The sequence below is a fragment of the Micromonospora sp. NPDC050200 genome (genome assembly GCF_040656135.1).
GTDB lineage: Bacteria > Actinomycetota > Actinomycetes > Mycobacteriales > Micromonosporaceae > Micromonospora.
This window is the reverse complement of the sequence record NZ_JBFALG010000072.1, coordinates 1-23,052: the sequence shown is the minus strand read 5'-3', so window position 1 is coordinate 23,052 and position 23,052 is coordinate 1. Positions and strand designations below refer to the sequence as shown.

Here is a 23,052-nt window from a genome sequence, read left to right as displayed (position 1 = left end):
CCGCTCAGCCCATCCCCAGGTTGTCCAGCACCGCGAACAGTTCGTCGTCGCTCGCCGTGGCCAGGTCGTCGTCCGTGCCGTCCGGCCCGGTCGGGTCGTGCCGGGCCCGCCACTCGCGCAGCACCGCCTCCAGCCGGGCGGTGACCCGGGCCGGGTCGCCGTCGGTGGAGCCGGCGAGCACCGCCGCGAGCCGGTCCAGTTCGGTCAGCACCGGGTCGCCCTCGGTGGCGTCGCGCGCGCCCAGCTCGGCGTCGAGGTGGGCGGCGAGCTCCCGGGAGGTCGGGTAGTCGAAGACCAGCGTCGGGGAGAGCCACCGGCCGCACGCCTCGCTCAGCGTCCTGCGCAGCTCGACGGCGGCCAGCGAGTCGAAGCCGAGGTCCTGGAAGGCCCGGTCCGGTTCGACCGACCGCCAGTCGGGGTGCCCGAGGACGGCGGCGACGTGGGTGCGCACCAGCTCCAGCATGATGCGGTCCCGCTGGTCCTCGGGGAGCCCGGCGAGCCGCTGCGCGAGGTCGGGGCCGGCCGGCGCGGCGCGGCGGGCCGGTACCCGGACCACCTGGCGCAGCACCGCGGGCAGCGCGTCGGCGGTGGCGCGCAGCGCGGCGACGTCGAGGCGTACCGGGACCAGGGCGGGGGTGGCCTGCCCGAGCGCCCGGTCGACCAGGGCCAGCCCCTCGGCGGCGCCGAGCGGGTGCAGGCCCATCCGGTCCGGCCAGGGCGGCCCGGCCTCCCAGGCGCCGAAGGCCAGGGAGGTGGCGGCCAGTTCGCGGGCGGCCCGGTGGGCGGCGAGCGCGTCGAGGAAGGTGGCCGCCGCGGCGGTGGCCGGCCGGCCTGCGCCGAACATCAGCCCGGCGACCGAGGAGACCAGCACGAACGCCGCGAGGGGCCGGTCGGCGGTCAGCTCGTGCAGGTGCCAGGCCGGGTCGACGGTGGCGCGCAGGGCGGCGACGAACCGCTCCGGCACGGTGGTGGCCAGCAGGCCGTCGTCGCGTACGGCGGGGGCGTGCACCACGGCGGTGAGCGGGTGCCGCCCGGGGATCCCGTCGAGCAGCGCGGCCACCGCGCCCCGGTCGGTCAGGTCGCACGCGGCGACCGTGACATCGGCGCCGAGGTCGGCCAGCTCGGCGAGGAGGTCCTTGTCGACCTCCTCGGCCTGGCCGACGGCGAGCAGCAGGTGGTCGATCCGGTGCTCGGCGACCAGGTGCCGGGCGATCGCCGCACCGGCCCCGCCGGTCCCGCCGGTGACCAGCACCGTGCCGTCGGTGTCCCAGCGCGACGGCGCGCCGGCCCCGGCGGAGGCCCGGGTCAGCCGGGGCAGCAGCGCGCGGCCGTCGCGCACGGCCAGCTCCGGCTCCGGCTCGTCGTACGCCAGCAGCGCCGGCAGGGCGACGCGGGACGGTCCGCTGCCGTCGGTGTCGACCAGCACCAGCCGGCCCGGCTGCTCGGACTGGGCGGAGCGGACCAGCCCCCACACCGGCGCGAGCACCGGGTCGGCGGGCAGCTCCCCCGCGCCGACCGCGCCCTGGGTGAGCAGCACCAGCCGGGTCCGGGGCAGCCGGGTCTGGGCGAGCCAGCCCCGCACCGTGGCGAGCAGCCCGGTGAGCAGGGCGCGGACCGCCTCAGGTCCCTGGCCGGTGGGGGCGGCCGGGGCGTGCAGCACGTACGCCGGTTCCGGCGCGCCGGCGTCGACGGCGGCGAGCAGCGCGGCCAGGTCGGGGTGCGCCGGCGCGTCGGATACGACCCCGAACGGGTCCTCGCCGAGCACGGCCCAGCTCGCGGGCGCGGCGTCGGGGGCGGCCTCGGACGCGGGCACCCAGTCGAGGCGGAGCAGGCTCTCGTCGCCGACGCCGGTGACGGCGGCCAGTTCGTCGGCGCCGACCAGCCGGTTCTCCAGGTGCCCGACGGTGAGCACCGGGCGGCCGTCGGCGTCGGTGGCGGTCAGCGTGACCCCGCCGCCCACCGGCACCAGGTGCACGCGCAGCGTGGCGGGGGCGGGGGCGTGCCGGGTGACGTCCCGCCAGACCGACGGCTGGACGGGTCCGGCGGCGGCGTCGAGGCGGTGCGGGTGCAGGGCCGCGTCGAGCAGGGCGGGATGGGTCTCGTGGCCGTCGGCGGTGGCCCCCTCGGGCAGCGTCACCTCGGCGAACAGTTCGACGCCGCGCCGCCACACCGCCCGCAGCCCCTGGAAGGTCGGGCCGTACCCGTAGCCGCGGTGCAGCAGGCCACGGTGGATGTCCTCGACGTCCGCGCGGACCGCGCCGGGGGGCGGCCAGGCGGCCGGCGGCGGGGTCGGGGTGGGTCCGCCGGGGGCGAGCACACCGGTGGCGTGCCGGGTCCACGGCAGTTCCTCGTCGGGTCCGCGGGTGTGCACGCCGACCGGCCGCGCGCCCTGGTCGTCGGGCGGCCCGACCACCACGCGTACGGTGACCGCCTCGTCGGTGAGGACCAGCGGCGTCTCGGCGGTCAGCTCGACCAGCCGGTCGCAGCCGACCTGCGCGCCGGCGTGCAGGGCCAGGTCGAGCAGGCCGGTGCCGGGGAAGACGATCCGGCCGTGCAGGTCGTGGTCGGCCAGCCAGGGCTGCCCCGGTACGGAGATCCTGCCGGTGAGCACCAGCAGGGCGTCGTCGGGGACGGTCACCTTGGCGCCGAGCAGTGGGTGGCCGGTGGCGACCTGCCCGAAGCCGGAGAGGTCGGTGGCGGAGGGGGCGGCGAGCCAGTAGCGCTGCCGTTGGAAGGGGTAGGTGGGCAGGTCGACCGTGCGGGTGGTCGTCGGGAGCAGTGCGGTCCAGTCGACGGTGGTGCCGGTGACGTGCAGCCTCGCCAGTGCGGTCAGGGCCTGCCGGGGTTCGTCGTGTCCCCGCCGCAGGCTGGGGATGATCGTGGCGTCGCCGGTGACGATGCCCTCGATCATCGGGGTCAGGGCCGCGTCCGGGCCCAACTCAAGAAACGTGGTCGCCCCGGCGGTGTGCAGGGCGGTGATGCCGTCGGCGAAGCGGACCGCCTCGCGGACGTGCCGCACCCAGTAGTCCGGGTCGGTCAGCTCGCTGCTCGCCAGAGCACCGGTCAGGTTCGAGACCACCGGGAGCTGCGGCTCGGCGTAGGTGAGGCTCGCCGCGACCGCCCGGAACTCGTCGAGCATCGGATCCATCAACCGGCTGTGGAAGGCGTGACTCACCCGGAGCCGGGTGGTCTTCCGCCCCAGCCTGGTGAAGTGCTCGGCCACCCTGAGCACGGCAGCCTCGGGGCCAGAAATGACCACCGACCGGGGGCCGTTGACGGCAGCGATGTCCACAGCAGCGCCGTTGAAGGCTGAATCGTTTACGTCATCAGTTCCAAAGGACCCGACCTCAGCATCCGGTCCCGCCGACGCCGCCCGCACCTCCTCCTCCGACGCCTGGATCGCCACCATCGCCCCACCAGCGGGCAACACCTGCATCAACCGACCCCGCGCCGCCACCAGACGCGCCGCATCCGCCGGCGACAACACCCCCGCAACGTGCGCGGCGGCCAGTTCACCGATCGAGTGCCCGGCCACGAGGTCCGGCCGCACACCCCACGACTCCACCAGGCGGAACAGAGCGACCTCGACCGCGAACAGGCCGGCCTGCGCATAGCCGGTCCGCCGGATCAACTCCTCGTCATCACCCCAGACGACGTCACGCAACGGCCGGTCCAGGTGCGCGTCCAGCTCCGCCACCACCGCGTCGAACGCCGCCGCGAACACCGGGAACACCCCGTACAGCTCACGACCCATGCCCAGCCGCTGCGCGCCCTGACCGGTGAACAGCACCGCCAACCGACCGCCCCGGGGCGTGCCGGCCACCGTGTTCGGCGCGGTGTCGCCGGCCGCCAGAGCGGCCAGACCGGCGGACAGCTCCGCCGGTTCCGCTCCGAGCACCACGGCCCGGTGCGGGTGGAGCGCCCGGCCGGTCGCCAGGGTGCGGGCCGCCGCAGCCGCGTCCGCCAGGTCCATCGACCCGGCGACGTCCGCCAGCCGCCCGGCGAGGGCCCGCAGCGCCGGTGCCGACCTCGCGGACACCAGCCACGGCAGCGCGCCGGCCACGCCGGGGCCGGACGCATCGGTCTCCACGTCGTCCGGAGCCTGCTCGATGATGACGTGCGCGTTGGTGCCGCTGATGCCGAACGACGACACGCCGGCCCGGCGGGGGCGGCCGTCGACCGGCCACTCCCGCGCCTCGGTCAACAGCTCCACCGCGCCGGCGGACCAGTCCACCTCCGGCGAGGACTGCTCGGCGTGCAGCGTCCGGGGCATCAGCCCGTGCCGCATCGCCAGCACCATCTTCATCACCCCGGCCACACCGGCGGCCGCCTGCGTGTGCCCCAGGTTCGACTTGACCGACCCCAGCCACAGCGGACGGTCCGCCGGCCGATCCTGCCCATACGCGGCCAGCAACGCCTGCGCCTCGATCGGATCACCCAACGTGGTGCCCGTACCGTGCGCCTCCACCACGTCCACCTCGGCCGCCGGCACCCCGGCCGACGCCAGCGCGGCCCGGATCACCCGCTGCTGCGACGGCCCGTTCGGCGCGGTCAGCCCGTTCGACGCGCCGTCCTGGTTCACCGCCGAACCCCGCACCACCGCCAGGACGGGATGACCGTGGCGACGGGCGTCCGACAACCGCTCCACCAGCAGCAGGCCGACGCCCTCCGAGAAGCCGGTGCCGTCGGCGCCCGCGCCGAACGACCGGCACCGGCCGTCCGGGGAGAGTCCGCGCTGCCGGGAGAACTCCAGGATCACCTCCGGGGTGGCCATCACGGTCGCCCCACCGGCGAGGGCCAGCGAGCACTCGCCGGCGCGCAGCGCGCGGACCGCCCAGTGCAGCGCCACCAGGGACGACGAGCAGGCGGTGTCGACGGTGACCGCCGGTCCCTCCAGCCCGAGGGCGTACGCGATCCGGCCGGAGGCGATCGAGCCGGTGGCGGTGCTGCCGGCGTAGTCGTGGTACATCAGCCCGGCGAAGACGCCGGTGTCGCTGCCGCGCAGGGTGGCCGGGTCGATGCCGGCCCGTTCCAGGGTTTCCCAGGCGCACTCCAGCAGCAGTCGCTGTTGCGGGTCCATCGCCACGGCCTCGTTCGGGCTGATGCCGAAGAAGTCCGCGTCGAACTCCCCCGCGTCGGCCAGGAACCCGCCCGACCGGGTGTACGTACGCCCGGCCAGCCCCGGCTCGGGGTGGTACAGGCCGTCGGTGTCCCAACCCCGGTCGGTGGGGAACCCGGAGATGGCGTCCACCCCGTCGGCGACCAGCCGCCACAGCTCCTCGGGCGAGCCGACCCCGCCGGGGAAGCGGCAGCCCATCGCGACGATCGCGATCGGCTCGTCGGCGACCGCCGGCGCCACCCCGGCCGGGGTGGCCGGGCGACCCGCGCCGAGCAGCGTCGCGGCGAGGTGGGCGGCGACCGCCGAGACGGTCGGGTGGTCGAAGACCAGGGTGGCGGGCAGCCGCAGCCCGGTAGCCGCGTTGAGCCGGTTGCGCAGTTCCACCGCGGTGAGCGAGTCGAAGCCGAGTTCCTTCAGGGCCCGGTCGGCCTCCACCGCGTCCGGGGTGCCGTGGCCGAGCACCCCGGCGACCTCGGCGCGTACCAGGTCCAGCAGGGTGCGGCGGCGCTCCTCCTCGGGCAGCCGCAGCAGCCGGTCGGCCAGCGAGGCGGCGCCGGCGCCCCGGTGGGCCTGCCGGCGCGGCACCCGGACGAGGTCGCGCAGCACGGCCGGCAGCGCGCCCGAGGTGGCCTGGGTGCGCAGGCCGGCGGGGTCCAGCCGGAGCAGCACCGGCGCGGTGACGTCCCCGGCCAGCGCGGCGTCGAGCAGGGCCAGGCCGTCGGCGGCGGAGAGGGCGTCGAAGCCCTGCTGGCGAAGCCGGCGCAGCGCCGTCTCGTCGAGGTGCCCGGTCATCCCGGTGCCGCCGGCCCAGAGCCCCCAGCGCAGGGAGTGCGCCGGCAGGCCCCGGCTGCGACGGTGCGCGGCGAGGGCGTCCAGGAAGAGGTTCGCGGCGGCGTAGTTGGCCTGCCCGGCCGGGGAGAGCACCCCGGCGGCGGAGGAGAAGAGGCAGAACAGCGCCAGGTCGGCGTCGCGGGTCAGCTCGTGCAGGTGCCAGGCGGCGTCGACCTTCGGGGCCAGCACGGCGTCCATCCGCTCGGGTGTCAGCGACTGCACGAGGCCGTCGTCGAGCACCCCGGCGGCGTGCACCACCCCGGTCAGCGGGTACGCGGCGGGGATGCCGTCGAGCAGGGCGCGCAGCGCCACCGGGTCGGCGGCGTCGCAGGCGGCGACGGTGACCTGCGCGCCGAGGTCGGTCAGTTCGGCGCGCAGCGCGTCGACGCCGGGGGCCTCGGGGCCGCGGCGGCTGGTCAGCAGCAGGTGCCGCACGCCGTGGGCGGCGGCCAGGTGGCGGGCCACCAGGGCGCCGAGGCCGCCGGTGCCGCCGGTGACCAGCACGGTGCCGTCGGGTGCCGGCGCCGGCGGGGCGTCGCCGTCCGCGGGGGCACGCACCAGCCGGGGTACGGCGGCCACGCCGGTGCGCAGCGTCACCTCGGGCTCGTCGAGGCGCAGCACGGCCGGCAGCGCCGCCAGGGAGGCGGGATCGTCGTCGGAGCCGACCAGCAGGAAGCGCCCCGGATGCTCGGCCGCGGCGGCCCGGAGCACGCCCCGCACCGGCGCGGTGAGCAGGTCGTCATCGGCGTCGGGGAGCAGTGCCACCAGCGTCGAGGCGGCCAGCCGCTCGTCGGCCAGCCACTCCTGGACGATTCGCAGCGTCCGCCGGGCCGCCGCGTGCGCGCCGTCGACCACGTCGCCGTCGTCGGCGGTGACGGGCCAGAGCACCACCTCGGGTACGGCGACCGCGGCGTCCAGGTCGGCCCGGAGCGCGGCCAGGTCGGGGTGGCTGGTGGCGGGCGCGCCGATCGGCGGGTCCGCGCCGAGCACCGCCCAGCCGTCGAACGAGCCGACGCCCGCCGCCAGGTCGACCGGTCGACGGTCCAGGCGCAGCGGCTCCACGGGCGGCGCACCGGCGGCGGCGGCCAACTGCTCGGCGGCGACCGGGCGGGCCACCAGCGCGCCGACCGAGATCACCGGTGCGCCGGCTGGGTCGACCGCCTCGATCGCGGCCCGGTCCGGCCCGGTCCGTCGCAGCCGTACCCGCAGCGCGGTGGCCCCGACGGCGTGCAGGGTGACGTCGGTCCAGGCGAACGGCAGCAGGGTGTCCCCGCCCGCGTCCTCGATCACGCCGGCGTGCAGGCAGGCGTCGAGCAGCGCCGGGTGCACCCCGAACCGGTCGGCGTCGGGCTGGGCCGGTTCGGGCAGGGTCACCTCGGCGAAGAGGTCGTCGCCGTGCCGCCACAGCCCGGTCAGGCCCTGGAACGCCGGGCCGTAGCCGTAGCCCCGGTCGGCCAGCCGGGCGTACCCGTCGCGGGTGTCGACGGCGACCGCGTCGCGCGGCGGCCAGTCGGCCGCTTCGGCGGCGGGTGCCGGGGCGGCGGGGGCCAGCAGGCCTTCGGCGTGCCGGGTCCACGGCCGGTCCCCCTCCTCGGGGCGGGAGTGGACGCTGACCGGCCGAGCGCCGCCGGCGTCGGGGGCGCCGACGACCACCTGGAGCGCGACGGCGCCCCGCTCGGGCAGCACCAGCGGCGCGCCGAGGGTCAGCTCCGCCACGCTGGGCAGGTCGACCTGCTCGCCGGCGTGCAGCGCCAGCTCCACCAGTGCGGCGCCGGGAAGCACCGGCCGGCCGTACACCTCGTGGTCGGCGAGCCAGGGTTGCCGGGTCGCGGAGAGCCGGCCGGTGAGCAGCAGCCCGTCGCCGTCGGCGGGCCGGACCAGCCCGGTCAGCAGCGGGTGGCCCGGGGTGCTCTCGCCGGCGCCGGTGGTACGCCCGGTCGGGTTCTTCCAGTAGCGCCGCCGCTGGAAGGCGTAGGTGGGCAGGTCGACACCACGGCCCCCGGCGAGGAAGCCGGCCCAGTCCACCGGCGCGCCGTGCACGTACGCCTCGGCGAGCGAGGTGGCGAAGCGGCGCAGCCCGCCGTCGTCGCGGCGCAGCGACCCGATCGGCACGGCGGTGACGCCGGCCGCCTCGGCGGTCTCCTGCACGGCGGAGGTGAGCACCGGGTGGGCGCTGGACTCCACGAAGACGCGGTGCCCGTCGGCGAGCAGCGCCCGGACGGCCTCCGAGAAGCGGACGGTCTGGCGCAGGTTCCGGTACCAGTAGTCGGCGGTCACCGTGGCGGTGTCCAGCGGCCCGCCGGTGACCGTGGAGTAGAAGGCCACCCCGGCGGTACGCGGGCTGACCGGCGCGAGCGCCTCGATCAGCTTCTCCCGGATGCCCTCGACGTAGTGCGAGTGGGAGGCGTAGTCGACGGCGATCCGGCGGACCTGCACACCGTCGGCGGTCAGCTCGGCATGGCACTCGTCGAGGGCGGCGACCTCGCCGCAGACCACCATGGACGACGGCCCGTTGACCACGGCGAGCTGGAGTCGGCCGGCCCACCGCTCCAGCCGCGCCTCGACGGCGTCGCGGGGCAGCAGCACGGACATCATGCCGCCCAGGCCGGCGAGTTCGGCGCCGATGAGCTTGCTGCGCAGGGCGACGACGCGGGCGCCGTCGTCCAGGGTGAGCGCGCCGGCGACGCAGGCGGCGGCGATCTCGCCCTGGGAGTGCCCGACGACCGCGGCGGGCCGTACCCCGTGTTCCTGCCAGAGGTGGGCGAGCGAGACCATGACCGCCCAGAGCATCGGCTGCACCACGTCGACCCGGTCCCAGAGCGGGGAGCCGGGGTCGCGCAGCACGTCCTGCAGCCGCCAGTCGGCGTACGGCTCCAGCGCGGTGGCGCACGCGGTGAGCCGGGCCGCGAAGGCGGGCGACTCGTCGAGCAGCGCCCGGGCCATCCCCGGCCACTGGGAGCCCTGGCCGGGGAAGACGAACACCGCCCGGGAGTCCGGCAGGACCGCGCCGGTGACCAGGCCGGGGGCGTCGCCGGCGCCGGCCAGCGCGCGTACCCCGGTCAGCAGCTCGGCGCGGTCCGCACCGAGCACCACGGCGCGGTGGCCGAGCCGGGCCCGGGTGGTCAGCAGCGAGTGGCCGACGTCCGCCGGCCGCTGGTCGGCGGCCCCCTCCAGGTGCGCGGACAGCCGGGCCGCCTGCCCGCGCAGCGCGTCGGCGCCACGCCCGGAGAGCACCCAGGGCAGCACCTCGCCGTCCCGCGACGGCATCTCCTGGTTCACCGGGTACCACCGCCCCATCCGATCGCGAGGTGAGCCGTGTGCGGGTCGTACATGGTCAGGCCGGGCTGGCCGTGGACCGGGGCGCCGCGTCGACCTTGACGAGGTCGCCGAACTCGGGGAACTGCGCGATGGCCTGCTCGGCGGTGAGGGCCGGCGTACGGGGGCCGCGCAGCACCGCCCAGAGGAAGGCGGGCGATGCCATCCGGGTCATCGGGGCGCAGAGCGACGCGACGTTGAACACGGTGTTGATCACCATGCGGTTGCCGCAGCCGGTCCGGGCGACCCGGGCGGCCATCTTGTTGGCGAACGCGCCGCCGCGCAGCGGCACGTTGGCCTTCACGTTCGGCAGCCCCTGGTCGGTGTTGACGGCGATCTGCCAGGCCCCCTGGTTGATCTTCGCGATCGCGGCCTGCACGGTGCGGGAGAAGGCGGGGCGCAGCCCCCGGGCGTCCAGCTCGGTACGCAGCGCCAGCGCGCACTGCGCGGCGACCGACATGCCGGTGCCGTGCACCGGGTTCAGCGCCTGGGCGGCGTCGCCGATCACCAGGAAGCCCTCCGGCACGGGCAGCTTCTCGAAGCGCCGCCGCTGGTCCGGGATGCTCCGGTAGGCGCGGATCGGCCCGTCCGGCCGGGCCTGGGCGATCAGGTCCGCGATGATCGGGTGGTGCCGTTCGCGAGCGAACTGCTGGAAGCCCTCCTCGTCGGTGGGGGGCTCGCCGCCCCGGCTGCCGAAGAGGCTGAGGATCCACCGGCCGTTCTCCATCGGCAGCAGCCCGGCGCCCTGGCCGGGCCGGCCGGTGCCCGGCTGCATCTGGATCATGACGCCGGGGAAGTCGTCGCGGGTGCCGGGCGGCGCGGTGAACCAGCGGCTGACGTAGACGATGCCGGCGTCCACCACGTCCTCGCGGACCTCGGCCAGGCCCAGGTCGACCAGCCACTTCCCGGCGCTGGTGGCGCGGCCGGTGGCGTCGACCACCAGGTCGGCGTCGAGGGTGCTCTCCGCGCCGCGTTGCTCGATCCGCACGCCGGTGACCCGGTCGGCGTCGCCGACCAGCCCGGTGGCCCGGGTGCCCTCCCGCACGGTGACCCGCCGGTCACGCAGCACCTGCTCGCGGACCACGTGGTCGAGCAGTTCCCGGCTGCACAGCAGCAGGTACGCGTCGGTGTCCAGTCGTTCCATCCAACCCTCCGGCCCGCGGGCCAGCGCGCCGGAGGGCAGGCCGCGGCGCTTGGCGCCGGCGGCGTACAGCAGGTCGGTGGTGCCGGGGAGCAGCTGGTCGATCGCCTCGACGCCGCCGCGCATGAGGATGTGGCTGTGGTGGCCCTGCGGCAGCCCCCGGCGGGGCTGCGGCTCGGTGGGGAGCTGGTCCCGTTCGACGACGGTGACCTCGTCGACGGCGCGGGCCAGCGCGGCGGCGGCGAGCATCCCGGCGAGGCCGCCGCCGAGGACGACGGCCCGGCTCACTGCTCGATCCCCGAGGTGGCGAGGAAGAGCTTCATCCGCCGCTCGGCGAGCTCCGGGTCCGGCAGCGCGCCGAGGGTGTCGGCGAGCCGGTACGCGGCGGCCAGGTGCGGCATCGAGCGGGCCGACTGCTCGCCCCAGACCATCCGGAAGTGGTCGTGGTGCCCGGCCAGCCAGCCGAGGAAGACCACTCCGGTCTTGAAGAAGAAGATGCTGCGGCCCTCGCCGCTGAACAGGTGCCGGTTGAGCGGCAGCGTCTCGTCCAGCAGCTCGCGGGCCCGGCTGTCGTCGCCGGCGTCCAGCGCCCGGAACGCCTCGGCGGCGATCGGGACGACCGCGTCGATGACCGGGGTGAGCGCGTGGCTGTGCCCGGACCCGTCGCCGACGAACATCTCCGGGTACTCGGTGGTGTCGCTGGTGTAGAACTTGACGCCCTCGGGCAGCCGCTTGCGCCACTCGACCTGCCGGGCCAGCGACGCCGGTCCGATCTTGACGCCGTCGACCTTGTCCAGGTTGTCCCGGACGATGGCGATCAGCGCGTCGTACGCGTCGTCGGGCTCCTCGTAGCCGAAGTACTCGGAGTTGCGCGGGTCCCACTCGGAGGTGATCCAGTGCAGGATCGCCGGCTGGCTCGACTGGCGCAGCAGGTTGCCGTACACGGTGGCGAAGTCCTCGGGGCCGCGGACGGCGACGTTCAGGTGCGGGCTGCACATGATCACCGGCTGCGCGCCGGCTTCCTCGACCACGGCCAGCTGCTCCTCGTAGGCCGCCTGGACCTCGGCGAGGGTGACCGGGGCGAACGGCTCCAGCTGGTCGGTGAGGACGGCGGCGGCCATCCGGCCGCCGACCGCCCGGGCCTCGGCGCCGCAGCGGCGGATCAGCTCCGCGGCGCGGGGCCAGTCCAGCCCCATGCCGCGGTGCGCGGTGTCCATCCCCTCGCAGAGCGTGAAGCCGTACGACCACAGGTGCCGGCGGAAGGCCAGGGTCGCCTCCCAGTCCAGCGACTGCGGGGGCGGCGACCCGCCGGGCGGGCCGAAGGGTTCGTTGTCGGCCAGCGGGTCACCCAGCACGTGCGCGGTGGCCAGCACGGATCGGGTCCGGAACGGGGAGGGGTCGGCGGGCTGCACCACGCGCGGCGCCTGGGTCGGGTGGTAGACGGTCAGCGTGCCGTCCGACTCCGGAAGCTTGATCATTTTTTCTGCTCCGAACCGTCGTCTGGATCGAGTCGGCACAATTGAAGCGACTCGCGGGAGTGCGGTTCCATAGCGGCGACCCCCTAATTCCGGGGCAACCCCTGAACGGCTTCCGCCGGCCCGACCGCGCCCCTAGGGGGCGGGCCGGACCGGCGGGCTGCCGGAATTGGTCAGATCGACCGAGATGGCGCCGACCGGACAGTTCAGCGCGGCCGTACGGGTCGCCGCGCGCAGCACCGGTTCCGGCGATTCCACCAGTACGACCACGCGACCGTCGCGGTCGTCCTGGTCGAACACGGCGGGCGCGAAGAACACGCAGTTGCCGGAACCGACGCAGGTTTCCCGGTCGACCTCGACGCGCATTGTCGGCGACCCGTCGCTCACCAGGTGACGGGCAGTTCGTGCAACCCGTAGGCGTGCGCGTCGAACATGTACGACAGTTTGTCGACGTCGGCGGCCAGCCGCAGGTCCGGAATGCGGTCGAAAAGCGTACGGAAGACGGTTTCGAGCTGCATCCTGGCCAGGTTCGCGCCGGGGCACATGTGGTTGCCGTAACTGAAGGCCAGGTGCCCTTCGGCGTTGCGGTGGATGTCGAACTTCTCCGGTTCCGGGAAACGCTCCGGGTCCCAGTTCGCCGCGCCGTTGAGCGCGAGCACCCCCTCGCCCTGGCGGATCGCGCCGCCGCTGACCTCGACGTCGTGGGTGGCCACCCGCACGGTGGCCGAGTCGAGGATGCTGAGGAAGCGCAGCAGCTCCTCGACCGCGCCCGGCCAGAGCGAGGGGTCGGCCTTGAGCTCGGCGAGCTGCTCGGGGTGCTCCAGCAGTACCACGGTGCCGAGGGAGACGACGTTGGCGGTGGTGTCGGAGCCGGCGATGACCAACACCCGGGCGATGGCGACCAGGTCCTCGTGCTCGAGGGTGGGCTCGTCGGGCAGCCGGGCCGCGATCCTGCTGAGCAGGTCGTCGCCCGGGTTCTTGGTCTTCTCGGTGATCAGCTCGTCGAGGAACTCGTCCATCTCGGCGATCGCGCCGGCCACCGCCTCCTGGGTGGAGTCACGGCCGGTGGTGGTCTCGGCGTAGCGGCGGAAATAGCCGATATGAACCGGATCGACGCCGAGCATCTCGCAGAACAGCAGCGCCGGCACCGGCAGCGCCAGCTCGGCCATCAGGTCGAGCGGGCCACCCTTGGCCAGCATCTGGTCGATCTGCGTGTCGACGATCTGCTGCATCCGCGGCCGCAGCTTGTTGATACGCGCGGCGGTGAATTCGGGGATCACCATTCGCCGACGGACCGTGTGCTCCGGCGGGTCCATCGCCGGGAACGGGAAGGCGATGTACGGCAGCATCTCCTCCGGCACGTGAAACTGCGCCGGATAGGCGGGATTACGGGCATTCGAGCTCATCGACGGGTCGCCGAGCACCTGGCGTACGTCCCGGTAGCGGGTCAATGCCCAGACGGGCTTACCGGTCATCCGGTTGGTCACCGGGGCGAGTGGGTTCTCCTCGCGCATCCGCTCGTATTCCTGTGGCACGGCGAGTGGGCACCGGCGCCGGTCCAGCGGAAAATCCGGGCGCTCGGTACCGGTGGTCACGGCATCGGCTGTTTCGGTCATCGCTGCGACGCCTCTCTCTGAGGGGGCGGCGGGGAATCGATCGGCTCGATTCAAGCAGCGCGCCGGCACGCCGGACAGGTTCCGCACCCCCTAAGGTCGGCGATGCGCCCCCTATGCAGACACCACGGGACGGTACGAAACGGTTACTGTCACGGCACCGACGGTCCGGTTCCCAATCCCGTGCAGACATCGTTCGGGCGGCGGCATACCCTGAACCGCAGCGGCGGGCAGCGGCGAGGGGCAGATGACCGTGGCCGGGCGTCTCGAGGGAAAGTGGAGTCGATGGGCGGAAACATTGATCCGGGGCTGCCGGGATACATCGGCGACGCCTGGGGTTTGCGGGACCGACCGAACAAGGGCCCCAAGCGCGCGCTGAGCCTTCCACGCATCGTCGACGCGGCGGTCGCCATCGCCGCGTCGGAGGGCCTGTCGGCGGTGTCGATGAGCCGGGTGGCGTCGGATCTGGGCGCCTCGACCATGTCCCTGTACCGCTACCTGTCGGCCAAGGACGAGCTGCTCCAGCTCATGATGGACGCGATCTACCAGACCCCGCCGTCCGGGCCGGACTCGCCCGACGAGGGGTGGCGTGCCGGGCTGGCCCGGTGGACCTGGGAGCAGCACGCCATCCTGCGCAAGCACACCTGGGCGCTGCACATCCCCACCCTCGGCCCGCCGGTCACCCCCAACCAGATCATCTGGCTGGAGCGGGGGCTGGAGTGCCTGGGCGGCACCGCGCTGGGCGAGGGCGAGAAGCTGTCGGTGATCATGTTGCTGAGCGGTTTCTGCCGCAACGACGCCACGGTCTCCGCCGACGTGCAGGCCTCGTTCATGTCCAAGGCTCCCGACGAGCTGGCCGCGATGTCCTCCTACGGTCAACTGGTCCGCAAGCTCGCCGGGCCGGATCGCTTCCCGGCGTTCACCGCGGTGATCGACGCCGGCGTGCTGGACAACCCTTCCGGGCCGGACGACGAGTTCGTCTTCGGCCTGGAGCGCATCCTCGACGGTGTCGGCGCCCTGGTCGAGCAGCGCGCCGCGAGCGCGCGCGACGGAGAGGTCTGACGCTCCGCCGGCTCGTCCCGCCCCGCCGGCTCGTCCCGGTCCGCCGGCTCGTCCCGGTCCGCCGGCTCGTCCCGGTCCGCCGGCGGACACACACCGTGTTCCGTCGCTGTGGAGCTGATGTCGTGAACGACTCAGTGCGACGCCGACCGCGCTCACCCACGCCCTGCCGCCCCCGAGCGGCACCGTCGGCACTGGGTCGCCGCGGCGCCTCGGGTCGCGGACCAACCGCCGCTGCCCGGCCAGCGCAGACCTGAGTCGCCCACGACATCAGCTCCACAGCGTCCGCGACACCACCACCCCGCCGGCGACGGAGTGAGTCGTCCATGACATCAGCTCCAAAGGAGCCGACCACGACACCCTGCCCCGCCGGCGGCAGCGTGAGTCGCCCACGACATCAGCTCCACAGCGTCCGCGGCCACCACCACCCCGCCGGCCAGCGCGGCTCCCCGTGCCCGACCCGATCGGTCGCCGCGGGCCTCGCGGGCCCGACGGGGCCGTACCCGGCAGGGCCGTACCCGGCAGGGCCGTACCCGGCGGGCGTCCGGCCGGCGTCAGGCGCGGGCGTTGCCGGCCGCCACCCCGGCCACCGCGTGCCGGCGGATCAGCGCCATGACCCGGGCGGCGTGCCGGTTGAGGTAGAAGTGCCCGCCAGGGAAGACGTGCAGCTCGAACGGGCCGGTGGTGTGTTCCCGCCAACTGTCCGCGTCCGGCACGTCGACCTGCGGGTCGGCGTCGCCGGTCAGCGCGTACACCGGGCAGGTCAGCGGCGGCCCCGGCTGGTACCGGTAGGTCTCGGCGGCCTTGTAGTCGGCGCGCAGCGCCGGCAGGATCATCCGGACCAGCTCGGGGTCGGTGAGCATCTGGGCGTCGGTGCCCTCCAGCTTCATCATCTCGCTGATCAGCGCGTCGTCGTCGCCCTCGTGCACCCAGGCCGGGCGGTGCCGCGACGGCGCCCGCCGGCCGGAGGCGAAGAGCGCCGACACGTCGGTCCCGCGCGCCTGGAGCCGGCGGGCCACCTCGAACGCCACAGTCGCGCCCAGGCTGTGCCCGAACAGCGCCACCGGCCGGTCCGCCCAGACCGCCACCTCGTCGACGAGCGCGTCGACGAGCCGGGACACGTCCTCGATGGCCGGCTCGGCGCGCCGGTCCTGCCGGCCCGGGTACTGCACCGCCAGCACGTCGAGGGTGGGGCTCAGCGCCTGCGACACCGGATAGAAGTACGACGCGGAGCCACCGGCGTGGGCGAAGCAGACCAGCCGGGTGGGGGCGTCGGGGGCGGGGTGGAAGCGCCGGATCCAGGCGCCGTTGTCCGTGGGTGCGGCCATCTCGTCGATCCTTCGCGTCGGTGCGCCGGCACGGCCGGCGCGTCAGGAGCGGCCCGGCCGCCGCCGGCCGGGCCGGGGGCGACCCGGCCGGGGACACGGCAGCCGCCGGGTCCGGTGGTACGGACCGCGGCGGCCGTCGGGTCGGTCGGATGCAGGGGTGGGTCAGTCGTCGTCCTCGTCGTCGCCGTACAGCGACATCTCCGGGGGGACGGTGAAGTCGGAGACGTCCTTGGTCTGCCGCTTGACCCGGCCGAGGGCCGCCTTGACGGCGATGTCGAGCCGGTCCCGCTTGGCGGCCTCGCGGGCCTCCCGGCGGTCGACGAACTCCGGCATCACCTCGCGGGCGAACAGCTCCAGCGACTCCATGATGTGCTCGTGCTTGTTCTTGCCGATCTGCACCGAGAAGATGATCTGGTCGACGCCGACCGCCTCGTACCGGCGGATGATGTCGGCGATCTGCTCCGGGGTGCCGATGCCCCGGCGCAGCTGCCCGACCTGGTCCATCATGGCCTGCCGCTCCGGCGACTGCAGGTCCTTCTCGTCCGGCACGATCGCGTCCCGGGTGAAGCCCATGCTCTCCCGGGCGTCCTGGAAGCTCTGCCAGATGTCGGTCACGCCCGGCTGGTGCTGACCGGTGATGTAGTAGTGCATCAGCGCGTACGAGAAGAAGTACGCGCCCTCCAGTCCCCGGTCGAGGGCGACCTCCTCGTCCTCGTGGCACATGAACGGCAGCACCATGGCGACGTTGGCATTGACCGCCTGACCGATCGGGACGCACTCCTCCGACTCCAGCGTCCGGTAGTAGGCCGCGACCCACTCCTCGGCCTCCTCCGGGTTGACGAAGGAGAAGGCGAGCGCGCCCATGCCCTCGCGGGCCGCCTCCTGGATGCTCTCCCGGCGGGTGCAGGCCCGCCACAGCGGCGGGTGGGGCTTCTGCTTCGGCTTGGGGATGACGTTGCGGACGGGCACGTCGACCCACTTGCCCTTGTGCCCGGTGAACGGGGTCTCGGTCATCATCCGGATGACCACCTCGAGCGCCTCGTGCCACTGCTCCTGCTTGTCCGCCAGCTCGATGCCGAAGGCGCCCACCTCCAGCTGCGAGCTGCCCTGGCCGGAGCCGAAGTCGGCCCGGCCGCCGGAGATCAGGTCCAGCATGGCCAGCCGCTCGGCGATCCGCACCGGGTGGTTCACCGCGGGCGGCATGTGGATGATGCCGTGCGCGAGCCGGATGTTCTTGGTCCGGGCCGCGGCGGCGGCGAGGAACACCTCCGGCGCCGAGGAGTGCGAGTACTCCTCGAAGAAGTGGTGTTCCGTCCCCCAGGCGTAGTCGAAGCCGAGCCGGTCGGCCAGCTCGATCTGCTCCAGCGCCTCCTGGAACAGGCGTTCCTCGCTGTCCTCGGCCCACGGCCGGGGAAGTTGGTGGTGATAGGTCAAGCCGAAGCGCATGCGTTCCTCCGCGTGACGAGAAGCTGCCCGGTGGCCATGACGCGCGCGGCCGGGCACGGTAGCGGAGGCCGAGCGGTCGCCGGTACCGGGCGCGGGCCGTCGACCACGGGTACGACCGGCGTCGCTGGTGCTCGCCGCGCCGAGGCCCGTCGATGGCTGCCTCGACCCTAGGGCCGCGGGCGCCGGATCCGGCCTGGCGGAGGTGGTAATCAGGGGGCCGACGGGGCCCGTTCAGGGGTCGGCCGGCGCGGCCTAGGGGGTGCCCGGGACGGCGGGCGCGGGGCTGCCGGCGGCCAGCACGGACCCGGGTACGGCGGGGGCCGGCGGGACGGCCGGGGCGGGACGGCGGAAGCCGGCGAGGAAGAACAGCAGCGGGTCGGCCTCACCGTCGACCACCTCCAGGTCGCGTACCCGGCCGACGGCGATGACGTGGTCCCCGCCCGGGTACTCCGCCTCGACGGTGCACTCCACCCAGGCCAGTGAGCCGGGCAGCCGGGGCGACCCGGTCACCGGCCCGGGTGTCCAGTCCACCCCGGTGAACTTGTCCGTGGCGCGGCTGGCGAAGGTCCGACACAGCCCCTCCTGCTCGGCGGTCAGGATGTTCACCCCGAACGCGCCCCGGTCGCGGATCAGCGGCCAGGAGCGGGAGGTGCGGGACACCGAGAAGGAGACCAGCGGCGGGTCCAGGGAGAGCGAGACGAACGACTGGCAGGTGAAACCGACCGGGCGTACCCCGTCGGCGGCGGCGGTGATGATGGTGACCCCGGTGCAGAAGAGCCCGAGGACGTGCCGGAAGGCGCCGGGGTCGACCCGGCCCGCCGTGGTTCCCGTACGCGATGTCATCGCTCTCCCGCCCGTCAGCCCGGCGCCGGCGCGGGGGCGTCCCCGCCCTCGGACGGCGCCTCTTCGAGGATCACGTGTGCGTTGGTGCCGCTGATGCCGAAGGACGACACGGCGGCCCGGCGCGGCCGGCCGGTCTCCGGCCAGGGCCGGGCCCCGGTCAGCAGTTCCACCCGCCCGGCCGACCAGTCGACCTGCGGGGTGGGCGCGTCGACGTGCAGCGTGGCGGGGAGCAGCCCGTGCCGCATGGCGAGCACCATCTTGATCACCCCGGCGACCCCGGCGGCGGCCTGGGTGTGCCCGAGGTTGGACTTGACCGACCCGAGCCAGAGCGGCTCCCCCGCCCGGTCCCGCCCGTACGTCGCCAGCAGCGCCTGGGCCTCGATCGGGTCGCCGAGCCGGGTGCCGGTGCCGTGCGCCTCCACGGCGTCCACGTCGGCCGGTCGCAGCCCGGCGCTGTCGAGGGCCTGCCGGATCACCCGCTGCTGGGCGGGCCCGTTCGGCACCGTGATGCCGCTGGACGCGCCGTCGGAGTTCACCGCCGCGCCCCGGATCACCGCCAGGATGCGCCGGCCGTTGCGGCGCGCGTCGGAGAGCCGTTCCAGCACCAGCAGGCCGCTGCCCTCCCCCCAGCCGGTGCCGGCGGCGGCGGCGGCGAACGACTTGCACCGGCCGTCCGGGGCGAGCCCGCGCTGGGAGCTGAAGTAGACGAAGGTCTCCGGGGTGGACATCACCGTGATGCCGCCGGCCAGCGCGAGGGTGCACTCCCCGGAGCGCAGCGCGTGCCCGGCCAGGTTCAGCGCGACCAGCGAGGAGGAGCAGGCGGTGTCGAGCGAGACGGACGGCCCCTGCAGGCCCAGCGTGTAGGAGATCCGGCCGCTGGTGATGCTGCCGCCGCCGTCCGCGCCGTCGTAGTCGTGGTACATCACCCCGCAGTACACGCCGGTGCGGCTCTCCTTGAGCGAGAGCGGGTCGATCCGGGCGTGCTCCAGGGCCTCCCAGGCGGTCTCCAGGATCACCCGCTGCTGCGGGTCGATGTCGCGGGCCTCGCGCGGGGAGATGCCGAACAGGTCGGCGTCGAATTCGGCGGCGTCGTGCAGGAAGGCGCCCTCCCGGGTGACGGTCCGGCCGGGGCGGCCGGGCTCCGGGTCGTACAGGGCGTCGGTGTCCCAGCCGCGGTCGGTGGGAAACGGGGTGACCGCGTCCCGCCCCTGCGCCAGCAGCTCCCAGTAGCTCTCCGGGGAGTCCACCCCGCCGGGCAGCCGGCAGGCCATCCCGACGATGGCGATCGGCTCGTCGGCGAGCTGGGCCAGGCGGGCGTTCTCCTGCCGCAGCCGGTCGTTCTCCAGCAGCGAGGTCCGCAGCGCCGCGACGATCTGGTCGGTGTCCACCCCGCTCACGAGAGCGTCCCGTTCGGGTCGGCGCCGCCGAGGGCCGCGCGGACCAGGTCGTCCACGGCCATGTTCCGGATCTCCTCGCTGCGGTCGGCGGCGGCGGGCGCCGCGGTGGGCGGGGGTTCGACGCCCGGCGCGGTGAGCCGTAGCAGGGCGTCGAGCAGGCCCGCCTCGCGCAGCGCGTCCAGCGGGATGGTGGCCAGCCGGCGCCGTACGTCGTCCTCGTCCGGCGCGTCGGTCACGTCCGGCCCGGCGGGGGCGTCGGCCGACGGCCCGACGGGCACCTCCTCGGCGAGTTCCTCGCGGAGCAGCCGGGCCACCTCGGCCGGGGTGGGGTGGTCGAACATCAGTGTGGCGGCGAGCCGCAGCCCGGTCGCCGCGCTGAGCCGGTTGCGCAGCTCGATCGCGGCCAGCGAGTCCAGGCCGAGCTCGGTGAAACCCCGGTGGACGTCGATCTCGCCCGGTTCGGCGTGCCGGACGGCGGCGACGTGGCCGCGGACCAGGTCCAGCAGCATCCGCTGCCGGCCCTCCTCGGGCAGCGCGGCGAGCCGCTGGACGAGGCTGCGCTCGTCCACCTGGGCGGCCGGCGACTCGGCGGTCGTGGCCGGGGTCGCCGCCGGGGCGGGCCGGCGGCCGGCGGCGGCGCGGGTGACGTCGCGCAGCTTGGCCGGGATCTCGGTGCCGGTCGGGTCGGGCCGCAGCGGCACCAGCACCGGCTCGTCGGCCCGCATCGCCTGGTCGAGCAGGGCGAGCCCGTCGGCGGGCGACAGCACCGGCATGCCCATCGCGGCGAGCCGGCGGGTGACCGCGGGGTCGGTGCCGCCGGCCAGGCCGGCGCCCTCGCCCCAGAGGTTCCAGACCAGCGAGGTGGCGGGCAGCCCCGCCGACCGCCGGTGCCGGGCGAGCGCGTCGAGGAAGCTGTTCGCCGCCGCGTAGTTGCCCTGGCCGGCGGGGTCGAGCAGGCCGGCCACCGAGGAGAACAGGACGAAGGCGCTCAGCTCCCGCTCCTCGGTCAGCTCGTGCAGCGCCCAGGCGGCGTCCACCTTGGGCCGGAGCACCGCGTCGAGCCGGTCGGGGGTGAGCGAGGTGAACAGCGCGTCGTCGAGCACGGCGGCGGCGTGCACCACGGCGGCCAGCGGCTGCGGCAGCCCGTCGACCAGCGCCGCGAGGGCCTTCGGGTCGGTGACGTCGCAGGCGGCGACGGTCACCTCGGCGCCGAGCCCGGTCAGCTCGTCGCGCAGTTGCGCCGCGCCCGGGGTGTCCGGGCCGCGCCGGCTGACCAGGGCCAGGTGCCGCACGCCGTGGGTGCCGACCAGGTGCCGGGCGACCAGCGCGCCGAGCCCGGTGGTGCCGCCGGTGACCAGCACCGTGCCGTCGGGCCGCCACGGCGACGGGGGCAGCTCGGTGGGCACCGGGACGGGGGCCAGCCGGGGCACCTTCACCTGGTTGCCGCGTACGGCGACCTCCGGTTCGGGCAGGGTGACCACGGCCGGCAGCATCCGCAGGCCGGCCTCGTCGGAGTCGAGGTCGACCAGCATCAGCCGGTCCGGGTTCTCGGCCTGGGCGGCGCGCAGCAGGCCCCAGACCGGGGCGACGGTCAGGTCGAGGTGCCCGCTGTCGTCGTCCGCCGCGAACCAGGTCAGCACCACCAGCCGGGTGGCGACGAACCGTTCGTCGGCGAGCCAGGCCCGGATGGTCTCCAGCACCGTGGCCAGGCCGTCGCGGACCGCCTCGGGCACCTCGCCGTCCGCCGGCTCCACAGGCAGGAACACCACGTCGGGTACGCCGTCCGTCGCGGCCGCCGCGGCCAGGGCCGCGAGGTCCGGGTACACGGGCACGTCCGCGCGGCCGAGGTCGACCTCGTCGCCGAGCACGGCCCACCGCCCGGGTACCGCCTCGGCGGCCTCGCCGAGCGGCAGCTGGGGCCAGTCGACCCGGAACACCGAGTCGAGGTGGCGGGTGCCGGTCATCGCCGCTCCGGCGGCCACCAGCCGGTCCGCGGTGACCGGCCGGACGACCAGCGACTCGACGGTGGCGACCGGGGTGCCGGCGGTGTCGGCCAGGTCGAGGCGGACCGCCTCGGATCCGGCGGTCTCGTCGGAGTTGGTCCAGTTGATGCGTACCCGCAGGCGGCTGCGGCCGCCGGAGTGCAGCCGTACCCCGGTCCAGGAGAACGGCAGCTGGCCGGCGCCGATGTCCTGCGGCTTGCGTCCGCCGAGGAAGTCGGTGGCGCTGAGCGCGGCGTCGAGCAGCGACGGGTGCAGCCGGTACGCGGCCGCGTCCTGCCGGGCCTCGTCGGGGAGCGCCACCTCGACGAAGAGGTCCCGGCCCCGCAGCCAGACGGCGCGCAGTCCGCGGAACATCGGTCCGAAGTGGTAGCCCTGCGCGGTGAGGTAGTCGTAGACGCCGCTGATGTCGACCGGCTGGGCGCCGGCCGGCGGCCACTGGCCGACACCGACGTCGAACTCCTCCGGGGTGACCGGCGGCGCGTTCTCGGTGGCGAGCCAGCCGGTGACGTGCCGGGTCCAGCCCACCTCCGGCGGCGCGTCGTCGAAGCGGGACCAGATGGCGATGGTCCGCCGGTTCCCGGCGTCCGGCTCCCCCACCACGACCTGGACGGCCGCGCCCCCGTGGTCGGGCAGCGGCATCAGCTGCTCGATGATCAGTTCCTCGACCACGTCGCAGCCGACCTCCTCGGCGGCCCGCAGGGCCAGCTCGACGAAGCCGGTGCCGGGCAGCAGCCCCATGCCCATCACGTTGTGGTCGGCCAGCCAGGCGTGGGTGTCGAGGGCGAGCCGGCCGGTGAGGACGACCCCGCCGCCCTGCGGTGCCACCATGACGGCGCTGAGCAGCGGGTGCTCGGCGTCGCGCTGGCCGTGCCCGGTGGCGTCCCCGGCCCGGGTCTTCGGGGCGTTCAACCACAGGTGCCGCTTCTCGAACGGGTACGTGGGCAGGTCGACACGGTCGCCGCCGCCGAGGATCCCCGGCCACCGGACCGGGGTGCCGGTGACGTGCAGCCGGGCCAGGGCGTCGAGCAACTGCGTCACCTCGGGCCGGTCCCGGCGCTGGGCCGGCGCGACGACGGTGTCGGTGACGACGCCCTCGATCATCGGGGTGAGGGCGGCGTCCGGGCCGAGTTCCAGGAACGTGGTCGCGCCGGCCTGGTGCAGGGCGGTGATGCCGTCGGCGAAGCGCACGGCCTCGCGGACGTGCCGCACCCAGTAGTCCGGGTCGGTCAGCTCGGCGCTCGCCAGCGCTCCGGTCAGGTTCGACACGACCGGAAGCTGCGGCTCGGCGTAGGTCAGCTCCGCGGCCACGGCCCGGAACTCCTCCAGCATCGGATCCATCAGACCGCTGTGGAAGGCGTGACTGACCCGCAGCCGGGTCGTCTTGCGGCCCTGCGCGGTGAACTGCTCGGCCAGCGCCAGCACGGCGGCTTCCGGACCGGAAACGACCACCGACCGGGGACCATTGACAGCGGCAATGTCCAC

10 protein-coding genes and 1 pseudogene are annotated in these 23,052 nt (G+C 75.0%); 1 reads left to right on the top strand and 10 read right to left on the bottom strand.

The window, feature by feature from the left end:
• Positions 1 to 4 precede the first annotated feature (4 nt).
• The 5 genes from AB0I41_RS30450 to AB0I41_RS30430 form a co-directional block, all read right to left on the bottom strand.
• A complete protein-coding gene (locus tag AB0I41_RS30450; protein WP_357114033.1) occupies positions 5 to 9,229 on the bottom strand; it encodes an SDR family NAD(P)-dependent oxidoreductase in 9,225 nt (3,074 codons plus the stop codon).
• A gap of 55 nt (positions 9,230 to 9,284) precedes the next feature.
• Positions 9,285 to 10,694 (bottom strand): FAD-dependent monooxygenase, encoded by a 1,410-nt coding sequence (locus AB0I41_RS30445; RefSeq protein ID WP_357114032.1) that lies wholly within the window; start codon positions 10,692 to 10,694, stop codon positions 9,285 to 9,287.
• Positions 10,691 to 11,884, bottom strand: a complete 1,194-nt coding sequence (locus tag AB0I41_RS30440) for a DUF993 family protein (RefSeq protein WP_357114031.1) — start codon at positions 11,882 to 11,884, stop codon at positions 10,691 to 10,693. Before AB0I41_RS30440 ends, AB0I41_RS30445 begins: the two co-directional genes overlap by 4 nt.
• A 132-nt stretch (positions 11,885 to 12,016) precedes the next feature.
• Positions 12,017 to 12,247 (bottom strand): ferredoxin, encoded by a 231-nt coding sequence (locus tag AB0I41_RS30435; RefSeq protein ID WP_357114030.1) that lies wholly within the window; start codon positions 12,245 to 12,247, stop codon positions 12,017 to 12,019.
• A 17-nt stretch (positions 12,248 to 12,264) separates the two neighbouring features.
• The gene (locus AB0I41_RS30430; RefSeq protein ID WP_357114029.1) at positions 12,265 to 13,497 is read right to left on the bottom strand and encodes a cytochrome P450; all 1,233 of its coding nucleotides are present in this window, start codon (positions 13,495 to 13,497) and stop codon (positions 12,265 to 12,267) included.
• A gap of 282 nt (positions 13,498 to 13,779) precedes the next feature.
• On the opposite strand from AB0I41_RS30430, the gene AB0I41_RS30425 reads away from it, so the two are divergent.
• Complete coding sequence (locus tag AB0I41_RS30425) at positions 13,780 to 14,556, top strand: TetR/AcrR family transcriptional regulator (protein WP_357114028.1); 777 nt, start codon at positions 13,780 to 13,782, stop codon at positions 14,554 to 14,556.
• 551 nt (positions 14,557 to 15,107) lie between these two features.
• Here AB0I41_RS30425 and AB0I41_RS30420 read toward each other — a convergent pair.
• From AB0I41_RS30420 to AB0I41_RS30400, 5 genes and pseudogenes are all read right to left on the bottom strand, one after another.
• Entirely contained in the window at positions 15,108 to 15,881 is a 774-nt protein-coding gene (locus tag AB0I41_RS30420) for an alpha/beta fold hydrolase (protein ID WP_357114027.1), read from the bottom strand.
• A gap of 162 nt (positions 15,882 to 16,043) precedes the next feature.
• Positions 16,044 to 17,327: an LLM class flavin-dependent oxidoreductase gene (locus AB0I41_RS30415; RefSeq protein ID WP_357114026.1), complete on the bottom strand. Its 1,284-nt coding sequence runs from the start codon at positions 17,325 to 17,327 to the stop codon at positions 16,044 to 16,046.
• Positions 17,328 to 17,579: 252 nt separating this feature from the next.
• Entirely contained in the window at positions 17,580 to 18,170 is a 591-nt protein-coding gene (locus AB0I41_RS30410) for a flavin reductase family protein (RefSeq protein ID WP_357114025.1), read from the bottom strand.
• Positions 18,171 to 18,223: 53 nt separating this feature from the next.
• Positions 18,224 to 19,558, bottom strand: a pseudogene (locus AB0I41_RS30405) (beta-ketoacyl synthase N-terminal-like domain-containing protein); the annotation flags it as partial.
• 5 nt (positions 19,559 to 19,563) lie between these two features.
• Positions 19,564 to 23,052, bottom strand: coding sequence for an SDR family NAD(P)-dependent oxidoreductase (locus AB0I41_RS30400; protein WP_357114024.1), 3,489 nt, complete (start codon positions 23,050 to 23,052; stop codon positions 19,564 to 19,566).